The sequence below is a fragment of the Allobosea sp. 05T439 genome (assembly GCF_056396005.1).
Window position 1 is genome coordinate 195,646 of sequence record NZ_JBFTKP010000001.1, and the last position, 17,600, is coordinate 213,245.

General features: G+C 65.0%; 18 protein-coding genes and 1 tRNA gene. 9 read left to right on the plus strand and 10 right to left on the minus strand.

Translation table 11 applies throughout. The features are described 5' to 3' along the window. The first annotated feature begins 27 nt into the window (after positions 1–27). Complete coding sequence (locus tag AC1DIO_RS00855) at positions 28–2,565, plus strand: methyl-accepting chemotaxis protein (protein ID WP_476853014.1); 2,538 nt, start codon at positions 28–30, stop codon at positions 2,563–2,565. 199 nt (positions 2,566–2,764) lie between these two features. Here the strand turns inward: AC1DIO_RS00855 and AC1DIO_RS00860 are convergent, their stop codons facing one another. Together AC1DIO_RS00860 and AC1DIO_RS00865 are read right to left on the minus strand one after the other, a co-directional pair. Next, positions 2,765–3,007: a DUF2312 domain-containing protein gene (locus tag AC1DIO_RS00860; protein ID WP_043233170.1), complete on the minus strand. Its 243-nt coding sequence runs from the start codon at positions 3,005–3,007 to the stop codon at positions 2,765–2,767. 110 nt (positions 3,008–3,117) lie between these two features. Then, a complete protein-coding gene (locus AC1DIO_RS00865) occupies positions 3,118–3,912 on the minus strand; it encodes an N-formylglutamate amidohydrolase (RefSeq protein WP_476853015.1) in 795 nt (264 codons plus the stop codon). A 173-nt stretch (positions 3,913–4,085) separates the two neighbouring features. Here AC1DIO_RS00865 and AC1DIO_RS00870 point away from each other — a divergent pair, with 173 nt between their 5' ends. From AC1DIO_RS00870 to pyk, 3 genes are read left to right on the plus strand one after another with little or no spacing between them, the layout of a single operon-like run. After that, complete coding sequence (locus AC1DIO_RS00870; protein ID WP_476853077.1) at positions 4,086–5,342, plus strand: glycerate kinase type-2 family protein; 1,257 nt, start codon at positions 4,086–4,088, stop codon at positions 5,340–5,342. 6 nt (positions 5,343–5,348) lie between these two features. Beyond that, complete coding sequence (locus AC1DIO_RS00875) at positions 5,349–5,798, plus strand: DUF1036 domain-containing protein (protein ID WP_441487925.1); 450 nt, start codon at positions 5,349–5,351, stop codon at positions 5,796–5,798. A 10-nt stretch (positions 5,799–5,808) separates the two neighbouring features. Further along, a complete protein-coding gene (gene pyk / locus AC1DIO_RS00880) occupies positions 5,809–7,248 on the plus strand; it encodes a pyruvate kinase (protein ID WP_476853016.1) in 1,440 nt (479 codons plus the stop codon). Between the two features lie 100 nt (positions 7,249–7,348). On the opposite strand, the gene AC1DIO_RS00885 is transcribed toward pyk, so the two are convergent. From AC1DIO_RS00885 to AC1DIO_RS00900, 4 genes are all read right to left on the minus strand, one after another. Then, on the minus strand, positions 7,349–8,317 hold the full coding sequence (locus AC1DIO_RS00885; RefSeq protein ID WP_441504348.1) for an alpha/beta fold hydrolase: 969 nt from the start codon (positions 8,315–8,317) through the stop codon (positions 7,349–7,351). A gap of 53 nt (positions 8,318–8,370) precedes the next feature. Continuing rightward, positions 8,371–9,027, minus strand: coding sequence for a tetratricopeptide repeat protein (locus tag AC1DIO_RS00890; protein ID WP_476768274.1), 657 nt, complete (start codon positions 9,025–9,027; stop codon positions 8,371–8,373). Positions 9,028–9,174: 147 nt separating this feature from the next. Further along, positions 9,175–9,300 (minus strand): type B 50S ribosomal protein L36, encoded by a 126-nt coding sequence (gene ykgO / locus AC1DIO_RS00895; RefSeq protein ID WP_038363015.1) that lies wholly within the window; start codon positions 9,298–9,300, stop codon positions 9,175–9,177. Positions 9,301–9,477: 177 nt separating this feature from the next. Then, positions 9,478–10,269, minus strand: a complete 792-nt coding sequence (locus AC1DIO_RS00900; protein ID WP_441504346.1) for an MBL fold metallo-hydrolase — start codon at positions 10,267–10,269, stop codon at positions 9,478–9,480. A 134-nt stretch (positions 10,270–10,403) separates the two neighbouring features. Here AC1DIO_RS00900 and AC1DIO_RS00905 point away from each other — a divergent pair, with 134 nt between their 5' ends. Further along, positions 10,404–10,937: a MarR family winged helix-turn-helix transcriptional regulator gene (locus AC1DIO_RS00905; protein ID WP_476768275.1), complete on the plus strand. Its 534-nt coding sequence runs from the start codon at positions 10,404–10,406 to the stop codon at positions 10,935–10,937. A 116-nt stretch (positions 10,938–11,053) separates the two neighbouring features. Next, the gene (locus tag AC1DIO_RS00910; RefSeq protein WP_441504344.1) at positions 11,054–11,722 is read left to right on the plus strand and encodes a hypothetical protein; all 669 of its coding nucleotides are present in this window, start codon (positions 11,054–11,056) and stop codon (positions 11,720–11,722) included. A 90-nt stretch (positions 11,723–11,812) separates the two neighbouring features. On the opposite strand, the gene sugE is transcribed toward AC1DIO_RS00910, so the two are convergent. Next, positions 11,813–12,130 (minus strand): quaternary ammonium compound efflux SMR transporter SugE, encoded by a 318-nt coding sequence (gene sugE / locus AC1DIO_RS00915; protein ID WP_113511072.1) that lies wholly within the window; start codon positions 12,128–12,130, stop codon positions 11,813–11,815. A gap of 25 nt (positions 12,131–12,155) precedes the next feature. After that, positions 12,156–12,905: a F0F1 ATP synthase subunit A gene (locus AC1DIO_RS00920; protein ID WP_441504343.1), complete on the minus strand. Its 750-nt coding sequence runs from the start codon at positions 12,903–12,905 to the stop codon at positions 12,156–12,158. A 560-nt stretch (positions 12,906–13,465) separates the two neighbouring features. Between AC1DIO_RS00920 and tenA the strand changes: the two genes are divergently transcribed. After that, complete coding sequence (tenA, locus tag AC1DIO_RS00925) at positions 13,466–14,134, plus strand: thiaminase II (RefSeq protein WP_476853017.1); 669 nt, start codon at positions 13,466–13,468, stop codon at positions 14,132–14,134. A 169-nt stretch (positions 14,135–14,303) separates the two neighbouring features. Continuing rightward, on the plus strand, positions 14,304–15,437 hold the full coding sequence (locus AC1DIO_RS00930) for a serine hydrolase domain-containing protein (protein ID WP_476853018.1): 1,134 nt from the start codon (positions 14,304–14,306) through the stop codon (positions 15,435–15,437). A gap of 253 nt (positions 15,438–15,690) precedes the next feature. Here AC1DIO_RS00930 and AC1DIO_RS00935 read toward each other — a convergent pair. Both AC1DIO_RS00935 and cpdR read right to left on the minus strand, forming a co-directional pair. Beyond that, positions 15,691–15,765 (minus strand) — tRNA-Val (locus tag AC1DIO_RS00935). Positions 15,766–15,896: 131 nt separating this feature from the next. Beyond that, positions 15,897–16,256 carry a cell cycle two-component system response regulator CpdR gene (gene cpdR, locus AC1DIO_RS00940; RefSeq protein ID WP_038363805.1) on the minus strand — a complete coding sequence of 120 codons (360 nt, stop codon included), beginning with the start codon at positions 16,254–16,256 and terminating at the stop codon, positions 15,897–15,899. 255 nt (positions 16,257–16,511) lie between these two features. Here cpdR and AC1DIO_RS00945 point away from each other — a divergent pair, with 255 nt between their 5' ends. Continuing rightward, on the plus strand, positions 16,512–17,432 hold the full coding sequence (locus AC1DIO_RS00945) for an N-formylglutamate amidohydrolase (RefSeq protein WP_441504340.1): 921 nt from the start codon (positions 16,512–16,514) through the stop codon (positions 17,430–17,432). Positions 17,433–17,600: the final 168 nt, after the last annotated feature.

Genomic DNA, 17,600 nt, shown 5'->3' on the forward strand with positions numbered 1-17,600 from the left:
GACTAAACTTCGTTCTGGATGCGCATCATGATGTTTCCGAGCTCCATTCGACGGTACCTGCTGGCGACGATGGCGGCAGTCTGCCTGCCAGGACTCGGTACGCTCGGCTACCTCGCCTACGATGCGGTCCGCGACGTGCGCACAAACCACCGGCTTTCCGGATTGGTCGAGGCTGACCGAGCCCTGTTGCTCACCGGCAATGCGATCCGTTCCGATCGTGGCAAGGCCCAGACAAGTCTGCAGGCAAACGACGATGCTGACACGACGATCCGCGCGATCGTGGAGACATCGCGAAACCAGATCGCAACGGCCGTAGCAAAACTCGGCGCCGCTGACCTGCCCGAGCATCGGGTTCTTGCCGAGGCCATTCTGCAGGCTGAAAAGGCCATGCAGGGGCGGATCCCCGATCTCAACGGGGAGGCGGCCAAGCCCCGGGCTCAGCGTAGCCTGGCCGCGACCATGCCTTGGTATAATGCAGTCGGAAACATCGAGGCCGCACTGACGAACGCCTCCGATGCGGCGTCGCTCGCGGTTCGGCTGGCCGATCCGCCACTCGCCGAACTCCAGGGTTTCAAGGCCACCGCCTGGCGGCTGCGCTCAAGTTACGGCACGCAGTGCTCCTTGCTGCGTGCTCCGCTTGGCTCCGGCCAGGTGCTGACACCGGTGCAGTGGAAGCAGCTTGGCGAATTGCGTGGCGCAAGCAATGCAGCCCAGGCCCAACTGAGGCAGCTTGCGACGCGTGTCGGTGTTTCGCCCGACCTCGCTCGCAAAGTTGAGGTCGCGACCAGCGAAGTCGCCACCGCAAACCAGACGATGGACCAGCTCCTTGGCAAGCTCGGCCAGGGTAGCGGCGCCGTCATTGGCGCCCAGGACTGGACAACCATGTGCAATGGTCCGTTCGCCGCCATTGTTGACGCGGTAACCCAATCGCTCGACGACATGCAGGCGACCACGGCGGCACAGACCAATCATGCCCTGACCCGGCTCGCCCTGATTGGTGGTCTGCTGGTCGCGCTGCTGGGCCTCTGCGCAGCGAGCTGGCGCGGCATCCAGAAGCGCATTGCGAACCCGTTGACGGGCATGAATGAAGCGCTTGTCCGGATGCAGGATGGTGAGGTTGATAGGGCTGTTCCCGCCGCCCCCTGCCCCGACGAGGTCGGCGCTCTGAGCAATGCGCTCGAGGCGTACCGCGGGAATCTCGTCAAGGTCCGTGCTCTCGAAGAGCAGGAACGCGAAGCAGCGACAATGCGCCTGGCGCGGGCGCAATCGATAGAGGCTGTGGTTTCGGATGTCGGCGAAGTGGTGTCGGCCGCTGCGGCGGGCGACTTCTCGGCCCGGCTGGAGATCCATGACGCCGACCCGCAGATGCAGAAGCTCGTGGCCGGAATCAACGAGATCAATGCGGTGGTCGACAGCGCGACCAGCGAATTCGCCAAGGCACTGTCTGCTGTGGCCGCGGGCGATCTGACTGTGCATGTCGACACCGATTACCGTGGCAAGTTCGCGGAACTGAAGGGCGCGATCAACGAGACAGTCGACCGCCTCTCCACGACCGTGCGCACGATCCAGACAACCTCGGCCGAGGTCGAGCTGGCCGCACGCGAGATCAACCTGGGCGCCGATGATCTCTCCAAACGGACCGAGGAACAGGCGAGTTCGCTAGAGGAAACCGCCGCGACGACGGAGGAGTTGGCGGCCTCGGTGAAGGCTTCGGCTCAGGCCTCGCGCCAGGCTGCCTCGATCGCCAACGAGGCGATGGAGACGGCACAGTCTGGCGGCGCGATCGCGACCCGGGCGGTCGACGCCATGGCCCGCATCGAGAGTGCGTCCCAAAAGATCTCCGACATCATCAGGGTCATCGACGACATCGCCTTTCAGACCAACCTCCTCGCCTTGAACGCAGCGGTGGAAGCCGCCCGCGCCGGCGATGCCGGCAAGGGCTTCGCCGTCGTCGCCAGCGAGGTCCGCACGCTCGCGCAGCGCTCCGGCGAGGCGGCAAAGGACATCTCGGCCTTGATATCCTCTTCGAACACAGAGGTCGGAGATGGCGTCAAGCTGGTGCGCCAGGCGGGCGATGCGCTGACCCGGATCCTGGGAGCGTCGCAGAAAGTAGCAGCCACGATCGCCGACATCTCCTCGGCGGCAGGAGAGCAGGCCAACGGCATCGACGAAATGAGCCAGGCTGTGGCGCATCTCGACGAAATGACCCAGCAGAATGCGGCGCTAGCCGAACAGAGTGCTGCCTCGGCAGCTTCGCTGACCGGGCGCATCGCGCAGCTCAATGATCTCGTCGCGGCATTCAAGACCGGGCCTGAGGCGGCGGCTCTCGCCGATCTGCAGCCTCAGACGCCGGCAATCAAACTCTTCACCGCGCCGCCGCCGACGCGTGCGGGCGACAGGGTCGCGATGGCCGCGAATTCCGGGTCGGAACCGGCTCGCCTGCGCAGGCTGGCCCAGGCCGCCTTCGTTCAGGCCAAAGCTCCCCCTTCAGAGCCCGCCAGACCGGCGCCCGCCCGCAAGGTCGCCAACAGCCGAGCCGGCGATTCCGGTTGGGAAGAGTTCTGAGCGCGCCAAGCCGGGGCGGCGGGGAGAGCATCACCTCAGCGTCGCAACGCGTGGAATGCGGCCTCACTCAGAGTTGAGACGCACGCGATCAGAATGGATTCACCCCGACGCGAGAGCCGGGGTGAATCCAACTGTGAAACAGTATTCAGTGAGCTGACGAGGTCGATGTGCAAATTATCGAGGCTCGCACAGGCAATGATCAGGCGCTCTCGCCGACGGCCTGAAGATAGAGCTCGAGGATGGCTTCCTCTTCCTGGCGCTCGTTCAGGTCGCGCTTGCGTAGCGCGACGACCTTGCGCAGCACCTTGACGTCATAGCCATTGCCCTTGGCCTCGGCATAGACCTCCTTGATGTCGTCGGCGATCGTCTTCTTCTCTTCCTCGAGGCGCTCGATGCGCTGCACGATGCTCTTGAGCTGATCGCCCTGAACCGGATCGTCCATTCCAAAATCCTTCTCTATAGATTTGGCCGCAGGGGTTCGCCCGGATCGGGGGCCGGCGTCAAGCGCGAACCGCCCTTTGGCACAAAGTGCTCAACAGTCCTGCTGTCGCATCAGGCGATCGCGACAGCATTCAGCGCCGCAACGCAGGGCGGCACGATGCGGGCAAGGCGCAGCCCCCATTCCCGCGCGGCCTCCGGCGTCGCGATCAGGTCTTGCCGGATCTCGATCAGCGCATCAGGCAGGCCACGACGGGTGGCATGTCGGTCGATCGTGTCGCCCGGCAGGCCGCCACGATAGGGCTCATTGTCCCCGACGACGAGATCACTCTCGGCCTGGAAGGCGGCGATCAGCGGCTGGGCCAGCACCCCTGCCCGATCCCACAGCACCCCGACATGCCAGGGACGCGCCACCGCTTTCCAATAGGGTGTGAAGGAGTGCACCGAAACGATCGCCGGCGGATGGCCGGCGGCGACTGCCATCTCGACGGCGTGGTCGATCGCCGCGTCATAGGGGGCGTAATAGCGGGCGATCCGCGCTGCGATGCCGGCCTCGTCGATGCGGGCATTGCCGGGCACGATCGCACCATCAGACAGGCGCATGACCAGGGTGGGATCGTCGAGCCCGCGATTTGGATCGATCAGCAGCCGCGAGAAACTGGTCAGAATGGCCGGCGCGCCGGTCGCACGCGCCATGGCGCGCACCGCCTCGGCCGCACCGATATCATAGGCGATGTGGCGCGCGAGTTGTTCGGTCGGCAGCCCGAGCGATGCAAGCTCGGGCGGGATCGCGTTGGAGGCGTGATCGCACAACAACAGCATACCCGTCGCGGGATCGCCGGGAATGATCTCGACCTCGCTTGGGGCGAGCATTATGGCGGAATCCGCCATCGGGAAATCGGACCGCATCGGCGCTCCAAAAAGTATGATTAGATCGGCAAATGCCTGATGACGTCCGCCGGCCAGCGACATAGAAGAGCATACAACGAAAGTCGACCAAATCGACGTGACAGCGGGTGGAAGGCGGGGTGGACTTGCAGCAGGTGAGGAACGATTCGGCTGAGGCCCTGCGCATTGCGAGGATGATTTTCGATGCCGCCGTCGACCGCGCCCGCCCGTCCGGCTGCCTTCCCGCTCACCTGCCCGAACCACCCAGGAACGGCCGCCTGATCCTGCTCGCCGCCGGCAAGGCCGCCGGCAGCATGACCGCACTCGCGGAAGCGCATTATCTCGACTCCGGCCTGTCGCCCGAGCGCCTTGTTGGCCATGCCGTCGCCCGCCATGGCTACGAGACCGCGACGCGCCATGTTCCGATGGTCGCCGCCGGCCACCCGGTGCCGGACGAAGGCAGCATTCGCAGCGCCGAACGCGCGCTCGAACTCGCCCGCTCGGCAAGCGCGGATGATCTGGTGCTGGTGCTCCTCTCCGGCGGCGGCTCGGCCAACTGGGTCGCACCCGCAKGTGACCTGACGCTGGCGGAGAAGCAGGCAGTCAACAAGGCACTGCTGCGTTCCGGCGCGCCGATCGGCGAGATGAACATCGTCCGCAAGCGGCTCTCGCGCATCAAGGGCGGTCGTCTCGCGCTGGCCGCCGCGCCGGCCCGGCTCGTGACGCTCGCAATCTCGGACGTCCCCGGCGACGAGCCGACCGTGATCGCCTCGGGCCCGACCGTCCCCGATCCGAGCAGCATGGCCGATGCGCGCACCATCGTCGCGCGCTATGGGCTCGACCTGCCGCCAGCGGCGCGCGCGCTGCTTGCCCACGACGCCAGCGAAACCCCGAAGCCTGGCGACCCCGCCTTCGCCAGGAGCGTATTCCAGATCATCGCCCGGCCTCAGGACGCGATTGCGGCGGCGGTCGCAAATGCACGGGACGCGGGCTACGAGCCCATCGATCTCGGCGCCGATCTCGAAGGCGAGGCGCGCGAGGTTGCGGCCGACCATGCCGCGCTTGCCCTGCGCCTCAAGGCAGAGGCGCGGCGCGCCGCGATCATCTCCGGTGGCGAACTGACCGTGACCCTGCGCGGCAAGGGCCGCGGCGGCCCGAACCAGGAATATGCGTTGGCTCTGGCCATTGCGCTCGGCGGGGAGCCGGGCATCGTCGCGTTGTCCGGCGACACCGACGGCACCGATGGCGGCGGCGGCGAAGCGACCGACCCCGCTGGCGCGCTGATCGATGCGACGACATTGGCGCGAGCGGCGGAGCGCGGCCTCGTTCCTGCCCAATCGCTGGCCGACAACGATTCCACCGGCTTCTTCGAGGCCATTGGCGACCTGCTGCGGACGGGACCGACCTTGACCAATGTGAATGATTGCCGCGTCATCCTGATCGACCCTTAGACGATCATGACGAGCCGATTCGACCGATCTCTCTTGCGCCTCGGCCTGCTGCTGGCCTGCCTTCTCGGAAGCGCGGCTCCCGCGCTCGCCGATCTGCGGATGTGCAACACCACGGGCAGTCGCGTCGGTGTCGCCATCGGCTATCGCGATGCGCAGGGCTGGGTCACCGAAGGCTGGTGGAACATCGCGCCGCGCGGCTGCGAGACCCTGCTGCGCGGCACGCTCGCGGCAAGGTTCTACTACGTGCACGCCATCGACTACGACAAGGGTGGCGAATGGACCGGCAAATCCATCATGTGCACGCGCAACAAGGAATTTACGATCCGAGGCATCGAGGACTGCCTCGCCCGCGGATATGACCGGTCCGGCTTCTTCGAGGTCGATACCGGCGAGCAGAAGAGCTGGACCATCCAGCTGACCGATTCCACCCCCGGCGCAACGCCGCCGCGACCATGAGGACATAAGAATGAGGCGCGAACGCCGGATCAAGATCATCGCTACGCTGGGTCCGGCTTCCGCCAGCGAGGAGATGTGCGCCAAACTGTTCGAAGCCGGCGTCGACGTCTTCCGGATCAATATGAGCCACACCCAGCGCGAGACGCTGCCGGAGCGGGTCGCCATGCTGCGTGGTCTGGAGGAGAAATTCCATCGCCCCGTCGGCATTCTCGCCGATCTGCAGGGACCGAAGCTACGCGTCGGCCAGTTCGGTGGCGATGGTGGCGTGATGCTGGAAAAGGACGCGCGCTTCGTCCTCGATTCCGACCCCGCCCCCGGCGACGTGAAGCGCGTCTACCTGCCCCATCCCGAGATCCTGAGTGCGCTTGAGCCCGGCCACGCCCTCATCCTCGACGACGGCAAGATCCGTCTCGTCGTCGAGAAGGCGAGCCCCAAGCAGGCGGTGACCCGCGTCACGGTCGCTGGCAGGCTTTCATCGCGCAAGGGCGTCAGCCTGCCCGACACCACGATCCCGGTTTCGGCGATGACGGACAAGGACCGTTCCGACGCCGAAGCCGCAGCAGATGCCGGCGTCGACTGGATCGCGCTCTCCTTCGTCCAGCGCCCCGAGGACATGGCCKACCTGCGCAAGATCGTTCGCGGGCGGGCGCTCGCACTCGCCAAGATCGAAAAGCCGCAAGCGCTGCTCCGGCTTGAAGAGATCATCGAGGCGTCCGATGCGATCATGGTCGCGCGTGGTGATCTCGGCGTCGAGATGCCGCTGGAAAAGGTGCCGGGCACGCAGAAGCGCATCACCCGCATGGCACGGCGCATGGGCAAGCCCGTCGTCGTCGCAACGCAGATGCTGGAAAGCATGATCACCGCTCCGGTGCCGACCCGCGCCGAGGTCTCCGACGTCGCGACTGCCGTCTTCGAGGGGGCCGACGCCGTGATGCTCTCGGCCGAGAGCGCTGCCGGACAATATCCGATCGAGGCGGTGACGATGATGAACCGCATCGCCGAGGAGGTGGAGAGTGAATCGATCTACCGCTCGATCCTCGAATCGCAACGCGCTGAGCCCGAGGCCACGGGCGCGGATGCCATCGCCAAGGCGGCCCACGAGATCGCCGATACGCTGAATCTCAAGGCCATCACCGCCTGGACCTCCTCGGGCTCGACCGCCTTCCGTATCGCCCGCGAGCGGCCGAACTCGACCGTCATCGCGCTGACGCCCAATCGCGGGACGGCGCGGCGCCTCACCCTGGTCTGGGGTGTGCACGCGGTCGTGACCAAGGACGCCAGCGACATCGACGATATGGCCTTCCGCGCTTGCAAATTCGCGGTCCGCGAAGGCTATGCCGCGGTCGGAGACCGCATCATCGTGGTTGCCGGTGTCCCGTTCGGCACGCCGGGCGCGACCAACATGGTGCGTATCGCCTTCATCGCGAAGGAGCACGTCGCCAAGGCCTGACGCCCTTAGATCATCGGACCGGATATCGTATCCGATGATCTGACCCTTTGTGTTGCATCGGCTTTCCCGAAAACCGCAATCCACTTTTCGGGCCGATGCCTTAGCGCGCGAATGCGAGGCTCGAGCGCGGTCCGGCCAACTGGTCGATTGCCTCGACGACGATTTCGGGCGCCGCGTGATGCGGCATATGCCCGACGCCCGGCAGCAGCACGAAGCGCCCCTGCGGCGCCTCGCGTGCGATCGCGGCGGAATGGATCACCGGAGACACGATCGCGTCGCTGTCCCCGGTGATCGCCACCACCGGAATCCTGAGATCGCGGTAGCGCGGAGCCTGTGCGCTGACGAAGGCGTGGGTCGCTGCGACATCCCGGGCATTCGCCTCGAAGGTCGAAGGGCGCAGCAGCAGCCGGATTTCGCCTGCTGCGACATAGCCGGGCGTGACCGGCCGCGGCGCAAAGACACTCTCGACACCGGAGCGCAAAAGGGCATCGGACGCCGGCACGCCGATCAATCGCGTGAAGACCGGGCCGATCACAGGCCATGAGGCCGCGTGATAATACCAGGCAATGCCGCCAGGCCAGGGGTGGGTCACGCCGCCAAGCAGGACAAGTCCGCGCAATCGCTCGGGGTGATCCAGTGCGATCCGCGTTGCGAGCGCTCCGGCCAGCGAATGAGCGACCAGCACGAAGGGCTCCGACAGGATCTGATCGAGAGCCTTCATGATGACTGTCGCCTGCTGAGCGGGATCAGCCATGGCGTTCTCGTCGATCCGATCGCTCCAGCCATGGCCCGGCCGGTCGAGCGCGATCACCCGGTAATGGCCAAGCTCGGGTCCGAGCGTCGCCAGCAGGTCGGCATGATCTGACGAGGCTCCGTGGACGAGCACGACGGTGCCGCGCATCTCGCCCACCGGCTTGCGCTCGACATAGTGCAGCCTGCCTCCTGGAAGCGTCAGGAAGCTGCCCTTGGGGGGATGCTGTCGTTCTGCTTCGACGCCAAGCCACTCCGTCCTGGCGAGCAGGCCGGCAACAAGAAGGGCAGGAAGAATGAGCAAGGCGCGCGGGAGCATGATTTGCTTACGTCGCCGCATTCGCTTTGGTTTCACTGGGGAACCGCAAGGGCCTACGCGTCGCGGCCGTCGACTTCAGTCTTCAGCGAATCGACTGCGTCCTTGATGGCCTCGAATTGCGGATAGATCTCCTGCGCCCGCCGATAGGCGATCAGGGCACGCTTGTCGTCCCCCTGCTGCCGTAGGATGGTGCCGAGCCCCATCATCGCGCCGTAATGACGCGGCTCGCGCTTCAGCGCCTCTCCGATGTCGATCATCGAGCGGATCGAATCGCCCGCGAGGAAGAGCGCGTTGGCGCGCTGATTCCAGCCTTCAGCCCAGTCCGGCTCGAGACTGATGATGCGGTCGAGCAATTCGATCGCGAGATCGAGCTCCTTGGATCGCATCGCCTCCTGCGCCCGCGCCATCAGGAGATCCGCCGTATCCGACCCTGATCGCGCCCAGCGCCGCTGGATCAGATTGGCGATGCCCTTGGCCTCCTCCGGGCTCTTGGCGGCAGCAAGCCGCTCGAACAGTCGATCCAGCGTCGCAGCCGGGCTGCGCGAGGCACCGGGAGCCGGTGCCGCCGGATTATCCGTCGTGTCCGAATGCGGCACGGTGCCAGGCTGCGCTGGTGCGCTGTCCTGCCCCAGGGCAGCGCCTAGCCCGAACGGCAAGGCTGTCGCCAGGACAAGCGCAAGAGCAGCGGAAGGCAGACGAGGAATGCTCATGCCCACAAGATTAGGGGCTCGTGCGGTCGCGTCAAATCACGACGTGGCGAGAGGCTCATGCCAAAAAAGGTGGGCGCGCCGAGCGCGCCCACCTTCAAATCTGGAGTCAGCATCAAAACGTCGCGGCAGCGAAAGCCGCGCGTCAACTCAGCCCTGGCGCGCCTTGAAGCGCTTCTGGACCTTGTTGATGATGTAGACGCGGCCCTTGCGGCGAACCAGCTGGTTGTCGCGATGACGGGCGCGCAGCGACTTGAGCGAATTGCGGATCTTCATCGTCTCTACTCCGTCGATCCGCCTTTCGGACGAATCGGTCAAAAATTCACAGCTGCGACGCGGATCGGCGGGCGATCCTCATCGACCACTCGAACGGCGCGGCTGATGCGATGCCGGCTGTATACGGATTTTTCCGGCGATCGCAAGGGTCCAGCGTGCGAAAACCATCGAATACCCTCAGGCGATCGCGGCCAGATAACGCCGGAAGGAGCGTGCCAGCGCCGCTTTGCCGTCGCCGGCGATGACCCTTCCCTCGAAGGCGCCATAGATCCTTGCGAAGGAAAAGGGCTCGAGAACCGCGGCGATCCGCCGGATCGTCGCCGCATTGACCGGAATCATGTTGGGATAGGAATAGAGCACGCTGACATAGCGGCGATCCTGCGCCACCTGCAGCACGTCGCCGCAATAGAGCGCGCCCTCCCCCTTGGCATGGTGCAGTACGGTCGCCCCGGCGAAATGGCCGCCGCAGCGCAAGAGCGTCAAGGTCGGACCAAGCCTCAGCGCCTCGCCGTCCCAGAAGCGGATGGCGGGGTCCGGCTCGGTCACCCACTGCCGATCATCAGCGTGGAGATAGACCGGCACGCCGAGCGCGGCCGCCCATTCCGCCATCGCGGTGTAGTAATGCGGGTGCGAGATCGCGATGCCGATCATCGGCCCGCGCGCGCGGATCGCCTCGACCGCCTCGGGCGTCACGAGCCCGATGCAGTCCCATAGCAGATTGCCCTCCTCCGCCTCGACCAGCAACGCCCGCTGATCGATCGCGAAGGCCGGTGCGATGCGCAGGCCAAGCACGCCATGGTCCTCGCTGCAGACGACGGAATGACCGGACGCGAGTTCGCCCGGCGTCAGCCATTCCTGGCCGTCCCAGCGCACGTATTGGCGCTCATCACGGCAGATCGGGCAAGCGTCGGGCGGGGTGGCCGTATCGGGAAATCGGGCGCCGCATTGGCGGCAGATGAAGCGCGGCATGAGCCTGTCTCCGGCTTGAACGAAGGCCGGCATCGAACGCCCCTGCATTCGGTGCCGCCAAACTATCTTCATATGAAGATACTAGCTCATCAATCTATCTTCATGTCAAGATACTCTGGCTGATGGAGAGTGCCTTGGCCGACGCTGACGAGACCCAGGATCATGTCGACCGGCTGCGCGCACAGTGGCAGCGCGAATTGCCTGATCTCGATACCGGCGCCATGGCCGTGCTGGGTCGGGCCTACCGGCTCTCCAACCTTGTTCGCCCAAGCATCGAGGCGACCTTCGCCGGATTTGGATTGGATCGCGGCGAATTCGATATCGTCTCCTCGCTCCGCCGCGCAGGCGCGCCGTTCCGCCTGACGCCGACCGAACTCTACACCAGCCTGATGATCGCCTCGGGCAGCCTCAGCCACCGCCTCGCTCGGCTTGAAAGGGCGGGCCTCGTCAGGCGTGTGCCATCCGACACCGATGGAAGGAGTCTTGCCGTCGAGCTGACCGAGAGCGGACGCGCGAAGGTGGAGGCGGCCTTCCGCGCCGACATGGCAAGCGAAGCGACCTTCCTGACCCATCTCTCGCCGGAAGAACGCGAGGCCCTTGCCGCGTTGCTGCGTAAACTCAACCGAGCCATCGAGGACAATCTCGGGACGACGCAGGGGCACGGCTAGTTTCTGCCGACCCCAAAGCCTTGTTGTTACCCGATTAACTTGTCACTCTGAGCCCCGGCGGACCGAGAAATAGGGGAACCGAAGCACAGACCGATCCAGAATGAAGGGAGGACCACATGAAGCGCGTGACGTGTTTCACGCTTGTCGCTGCGGCTGGACTATTGGCATTTGCCACCGGCTCGGCCCAGGCCCAGACGTCCGAAATGACCTTCTTTGTCACCAGTGCCGGATCCGGGAAGGGTGCCGATCTCGGCGGCCTCGCAGGCGCCGACGCCATCTGCCAGCGTCTTGCCCAGGCGGCGGGTGCAGGCAGCAAGACCTGGCGGGCCTATCTCTCCACGCAGGCGACTGGCAGCACCACAGCCGTCAACGCGCGAGACCGCATCGGCCCAGGGCCCTGGCGCAACGCCAAGGGAGCTGTGATCGCCACCAGCGTCGCTGACCTGCATGGCGGCGCGGCCGGCTTGACCAAACAGACCGCGCTCAACGAGAAGGGCGAGCCGGTCAATGGTCGCGGCGATACACCGAACCAGCACGACATGCTCACAGGCTCCCAGGCCGACGGCACCGCCTTCGGCCCCGGCGAGGACCGGACCTGCGGCAACTACACCAAGAGTGGTGCGGAGGGCGCCGTCATGCTCGGCCACCATGACCGCAGCGGCCTGGACGAATCCCCACCGGCGAAGTCGTGGAACACCTCGCATGCGTCGCGAGGAGGCTGCAGCCAGGAAGCGCTGCGCGGCACGGGGGGAGCCGGCCTGTTCTACTGCTTCGCGACGAACTGAGCCGAACGATCCGAATCGACACATGCCCTGAAACAAGACGGCCACCCAACCGGGTGGCCGTTCGTCTGCGATGATCGCAGGCGAGCGTCATCAGGCCGTCGAAAGCTTGAGCCCGATCAGCCCGGCGACAATGAGACTGACGCTGGCGATCCGGAAGAAGGTGACGGCCTCTCCCATAACGAAAATGCCGACGAGGAAAGCTCCGACCGCACCGATTCCCGTCCAGATCGCGTAGGCCGTGCCCAGCGGCAGCGACTTCATCGCCACGGCCAGCAGGCCAAAGCTGATGATCATCGTCGCGATCGTGATCACGCTGGGCCCGAGCTTCGTGAAGCCCTCGGACTGTTTCATGGTCGACGCCCACACGACTTCGAAGACGCCTGCAAAGAGCAGATAGATCCAAGCCATTGCTGATACTCCGTCTCGTGCGGCCTCAATGGCTCGGGTGAAGGGCATCGTTGAGATACATGCAGGTGAGCATGGTGAAGATGTAGGCCTGCAGGATTGCCATCAGTACCTCCAGACCGGTGAGGGCGACCGTCATGATCAGCGGCAGCACCGCTCCAAGGATGCCAACCGCACCGAGACCGGTCATGCCGACGACAAAGCCGGCAAAGACCTTGAGCGCGATATGGCCGGCCAGCATGACCGCGAACAGGCGGATCGAATGGCTGATCGGTCGCGAGATATAGGAGACGACCTCGATCAGGACGATGATCGGCGCAAGGACGATGGGAACGCCCGACGGCAGGAACAGCCGCAGGAAGCCGAAGCCATGCTTCACGAGGCCATAGATCGTCACCGTGCAGAACACGAGCATGGCAAGCGCGAAGGTCACGGAGATATGGCTCGTCACGGTGAACGCGAACGGCAACATTCCGATCAGATTGGCCAACAGGATGAAGATGAAGAGCGAAAAGACCAGCGGGAAGAAACGCATGCCATGCTCGCCTGCGATGCTTCTGAGCGTGTTCCGTACGAACTCGTAGAGAATTTCGCTGAGGGCCTGGGCACGGCCAGGGACAATCGCGCGGGTGCGGGTCGAGAGCAGCAGAAAGCCGCTGGCGCTGGCGACGATCGCGATCATGAAGGCGGATGAGTTGGTGAAGGCGATCTCCTGCCCAGCGACCTCCCCAAGGCTGAACAGCGTCTTGATTTCGAATTGCTCAATCGGGCCGGCCACGGCGAACCTCTTGCGTCATGTGGGTTGAAACGGGAACGGCCCCGCGATGCGTCGGCAGGCGCCAGGCCGTGCAGGCCAACGCTTCGACTGCGGGCGGGATACGGGACGAATCCGGACGGCGCGCATGGACGTGCCAGCGGGCGAAGCGGTTCGTCAGGTTTTGGGAAGAGGGCAGTTTCTGAGAAGAAGGCCCGGCTCGCTGATCAATCAGCAGCCTGCGGCCATGCCTGGGGCATGTCGGTTCCATTATCTCTCCCGAGACAATGGGGCCGTCCCCAGCGTTACAGATGGCACAGGTCGTCCAGTGCGGGCCGGTCTCTAGAGCGAAGTGAATTTCACGTCAACCGGACGGGCTGGCCTTCACATTGATGACGGTCAGAAAGCCGCCGCGAGCGCTAACCGGTCCGAGCGCTTCCATCGCCGAAAACACCCCGAAGCTGTTCGAATTCGGGGGTAGAGCCGGAATTTGCAGCCTGGCCCGCTAAAGCCTATCGGTTCCGGCGGCCTGATGCCGCATTTCGCGCATCCGGCTGGCACCGCCTGTGGAGACAACGCCTGAGATGGACATTTTCGATCGACTGAAGTCCGCCGCAAAGGCCGACTGGACGAGCTATGTCGACCACGCCTTCGTCCGGCAAATGGCGACTGGCACGCTGCCGCAGGCCGCCTTCCGTACCTATCTGGTGCAGGATTATCTCTTCCTGATCCAGTTCGCCCGCGCCTATGCGCTCGCAATCTACAAGGGCCGCACGGTTTCCGACATGCGGGCGGCCAAGGCCGGCCTGGCAGCCATCCTCGACGTCGAGATGGACCTCCATATCCGGCTCTGCGGCCGTTGGGGGCTGCACCCCACCGAGATCGAAGCAGCACCGGAGCATGCCGCGACGATTGCCTATACCCGGTTCGTGCTGGACTGCGGCGTCTCGGGCGACCTGCTCGACCTGCATGTCGCGCTCGCCCCTTGCGTGATCGGCTATGCCGAAATCGGGCGAAACCTTACTCCCGCGGGCCCAGAACCACTCGGGGACCATCCCTATCGCGACTGGATCGGGGAATATGCCGGCGATGCCTATCAGGAAATCGCGATGGCAGCCCGGCGCCATCTCGACGATCTCGCCGCGCGGGCGATGACGGAACGGCGCTTTGCCGAACTCACGACCCTCTTTGCCAAGGCCTCCCGTCTCGAGGCGGATTTCTGGCAAATGGCGCTGAACGACGGCACCGCATAGCCGGGATCATCCACCGATCCGCCCCGACCACCTGCAGCCGGCCGGCGAGCTCTGCGCGCCCGGTATGCGGCGCAGGCCGGGATCACTCTCGACATGACGGCTGAGACCGGTCGGGTATGGTAGCGTTTCGCAATGATCGGCCCGCGCAATGCCTCCGAGGATCAGCCACGTGTCTCAGACCAATGATGCCTATGTACCGCCGGCCAATGGCGATTGGGAAACCATTCCAGCGGCCGAAGCCGGCTTCGACACCGCAAGGCTGCAGGCTGCCGTCGACTTCGCCAAGGCGCAGGAGAGCACCTGGCCGCGCAGCTTCTATTATCCCGACGGGCGCTATGTCGGCCTCGTCGAATGGAACGAGTCAGGCACCTGGAGCGAGATCGTCGGCCCGGTCAGGGAGCGCGGCGGTCCGGCCGGCCTGATCCTCCGGGGCGGCCGCCTGGTTGCCGAGTGGGGCGACACGGCCCGCGCCGACATGACCTTCTCCATCGCGAAGAGCTATATCGCCGTGCTGGCGGGGCTTGCCGTCGCCGACGGACTGATTCGCGATGTCGACGAGCCGGTGGCGAAAACCGTCGACGGTCCCTGGTTCGAGGGCGCGCAGAATGCGGCCATCACCTGGCGCCATCTCCTGCAGCAATCGAGCGAATGGCAGGGGGAAATCTTCGGCAAGTCGGACCAGGTCGATCATAACCGGCAGATCGGGCCGGGCGCCGACAACAGCCGCAAGGGCGAGCGGCGCGCCCTCAAGCCACCTGGCAGCCACTACGAGTACAATGACGTACGGGTGAACCTGCTGGCCTATTGCCTGCTGCAGCGCTTCCGCAAGCCGCTGCCCGAGGTCCTGCGCGAGCGCATCATGGAACCGATCGGGGCCTCGCAAGGCTGGGAGTGGCAGGGCTATCGCAATTCCGCGGTCGAGATCGACGGCCGGAGCATGCAGTCCGTGCCCGGCGGCGGCCATTGGGGCGGCGGCCTCTTCATCAGCGCGCGCGACCACGCCCGGCTGGGCCTGCTCGTAGGGCGCGGTGGCGCCTGGGCTGGCCGTGAGCTGCTATCGCCGGCCTGGATCGACGACATGCTGTCGCCTTCACCCACGCTCGAGAATTACGGCTATCTCTGGTGGCTCAACCGGGGCGCGGCGGCTCGGCCGAATGTTCCCGCCACGGCCGTCTTCGCGCTTGGTGCCGGCGTCAACGCAATTTGGCTCGATCCCACGCAGGATCTCGTCGCGGTGCTGCGCTGGATCGACAAATCCGCCCTCGACGGCTTCGTCGATCGCATGCTCGCAGCGGCCCGCTAGGCGGGTTTGCCGATGGCTGGTCGCCTGACCGGCCCTGTGGACAGCGGGGGGCAGCAGGTCCCGCCTGAGCCCGGCGGAGACCGCTTCAAAGCACGGGCGGCAGTGATTCGCGCCGTCCGCCCTCAAGGGATGGGCGGAGCGCCCCTGCCGCGCATCAGGCGGCATTCGGACATCGCGGCTGCCCTTGCCATTGAGGCACCAAACGCAAAAACCCGGATACCGCTCTTCAAAGCGATATCCGGGTTTTGTGAAATGGTGGGCGCGACAGGGATCGAACCTGTGACCCCTACGATGTCAACGTAGTGCTCTCCCGCTGAGCTACGCGCCCGTCATGCCGTGACGATAATCTGTCCTGGCAGTCGGAACAGGTTCGGCCTTGCGGCGTGTCCCTGTTGCGAGGTTGAGCGGGCTATAGCCGCTCATTTCGCGCCTTGCAAGACGCTTGATTGCAAAAAGCGCTCAGGCTGCGAGCAACTTCTCGACCTCGTTCACCAGCTCGCGCAGATGGAACGGCTTGGACAGCACTTTTGCGTCCTTCGGCGTCTGGGAATCGGGGTTGAGCGCAACTGCAGCGAAACCTGTGATGAACATCACCTTGATGTCGGGATCGAGCTCGGTGGCGCGCCGCGCCAACTCGATGCCGTCCATCTCCGGCATGACGATGTCGGTCAGCAGCAGTTCGAAGGGCTCTTCACGCAGGCGATTATATGCTGAAAGCCCATTATCGAACGACGCCACGTCGTAGCCCGCATTCTGCAGGGCCTTGACCAGAAAGCGGCGCATGTCGTTGTCGTCTTCAGCGAGAAGTATCTTGGTCATGGGCCTGCTTCGTCCGTCCCGTTCGGCCTATCGATAGAGGCCGCCCACCCCGGACAACCCCTTCTCTGTTTCGTCTCGCCCGATTCGGCATTCCGAGCCAACGCCGCGAAGCGTTATCGCCTGCCCGGAGCGCTTGGAACACTATCGCAGTATAACGCGCCAACATGGTAAACAACGCGTGAACGCGATGTTCGATTCAGCGCCGGATTCGAGATCGCTTCATCCGCCCGGCAATGTGTGCTTCAGTTGTCCCGCATGACCATCTCGTCCGGTAATTTCTCCGCTGAAGCCGCCGACATCGTCGTCGAGATCGAGCGCCCCTTCAGCCTCTATCAGCCGCCGCTCCAGGTCGTGCCGGTGGTGGTCGACGTGCCGCATGCCGGGCGTCGCTACCCTCCCGGCTTCGTGGAGCGAGCACGATTGCCGCTGCGCTCGCTGCGCCGCTCCGAGGATGCCTATGTCGACCGCCTCTTCGCGCAGACGGTCGCCCTTGGCGCGCCGCTGCTTGTCGCCGAATTTCCGCGTGCCTTTCTCGATGTGAACCGCGAGCCCTATGAGCTCGACCCGCGCATGTTCGACGGCCGCCTGCCCGCCTTCGCCAATACCCGCTCGATGCGGGTCGCAGGGGGGCTGGGCACAATTCCACGCATCGTCGGAGACGCGCACGAGATTTATTTTGGCAAGATTCCGGTGGAGGAAGCACTCGCCAGGATCGACGAGCTCTATCGCCCCTACCATGCCGGGCTGCGCAGCCTGGTCCAGCGCACGCAAGGCGCATTCGGCACCTGCATTCTGGTCGACGCCCATTCGATGCCCTCGACCGGACTCGACCGCGACGGGCTCGCCAAGTCGGATGTGATTCTCGGTGACCGCTTCGGCACCAGCGCCGCTGGCTACATCATCGACATCGCCGAGGAAGCCTTTCGTCGGCGCGGGCTCAGCGTCACGCGCAACCGCCCCTATGCCGGCGGCTTCATCACCGAGCATTACGGCGCGCCAGCCTCAGGCGTGCATGCCCTGCAGATCGAGATCAACCGGTCCCTCTACATGAACGAAGCGACCCTGGAGCCGCATACCGGTTTTGCAGAGTTGGAGCAGGCGATCGGCACCACCATGGCGGAGTGCTTCGCGCATTGGAGCGGCTGGCTCGACGATTGGCGCGAAGCTGCGGAATAGCCTGTTTTCTCAGAGGCTTGCGATGACAGTATCGGCGCAGCGCAGAAAAAAGGGCCGCGCACTTTCGTGGCGGCCCAAGTCTAGGGAGGAAACGCCCAAGGAGGGCAAACGAAGGCTTGACGTGATCGCCCCTTCGCAGTGCACAATATGACTGTGCAGCGCAAAAAA

Coding starts and splice junctions, on each gene's coding strand:
- tenA (WP_476853017.1), top strand. CDS start 13,466: ATGGACATTTTCGATCGACTGAAGTCCGCCGCAAAGGCCGACTGGACG.
- AC1DIO_RS00860 (WP_043233170.1), bottom strand. CDS start 3,007: ATGGACGATCCGGTTCAGGGCGATCAGCTCAAGAGCATCGTGCAGCGC.
- AC1DIO_RS00885 (WP_441504348.1), bottom strand. CDS start 8,317: ATGCTCCCGCGCGCCTTGCTCATTCTTCCTGCCCTTCTTGTTGCCGGC.
- sugE (WP_113511072.1), bottom strand. CDS start 12,130: ATGGCTTGGATCTATCTGCTCTTTGCAGGCGTCTTCGAAGTCGTGTGG.
- AC1DIO_RS00875 (WP_441487925.1), top strand. CDS start 5,349: ATGACGAGCCGATTCGACCGATCTCTCTTGCGCCTCGGCCTGCTGCTG.
- AC1DIO_RS00855 (WP_476853014.1), top strand. CDS start 28: ATGATGTTTCCGAGCTCCATTCGACGGTACCTGCTGGCGACGATGGCG.
- AC1DIO_RS00900 (WP_441504346.1), bottom strand. CDS start 10,269: ATGCCGCGCTTCATCTGCCGCCAATGCGGCGCCCGATTTCCCGATACG.
- ykgO (WP_038363015.1), bottom strand. CDS start 9,300: ATGAAGATCCGCAATTCGCTCAAGTCGCTGCGCGCCCGTCATCGCGAC.
- AC1DIO_RS00945 (WP_441504340.1), top strand. CDS start 16,512: ATGACCATCTCGTCCGGTAATTTCTCCGCTGAAGCCGCCGACATCGTC.
- AC1DIO_RS00865 (WP_476853015.1), bottom strand. CDS start 3,912: ATGCGGTCCGATTTCCCGATGGCGGATTCCGCCATAATGCTCGCCCCA.
- AC1DIO_RS00890 (WP_476768274.1), bottom strand. CDS start 9,027: ATGAGCATTCCTCGTCTGCCTTCCGCTGCTCTTGCGCTTGTCCTGGCG.
- cpdR (WP_038363805.1), bottom strand. CDS start 16,256: ATGACCAAGATACTTCTCGCTGAAGACGACAACGACATGCGCCGCTTT.
- AC1DIO_RS00910 (WP_441504344.1), top strand. CDS start 11,054: ATGAAGCGCGTGACGTGTTTCACGCTTGTCGCTGCGGCTGGACTATTG.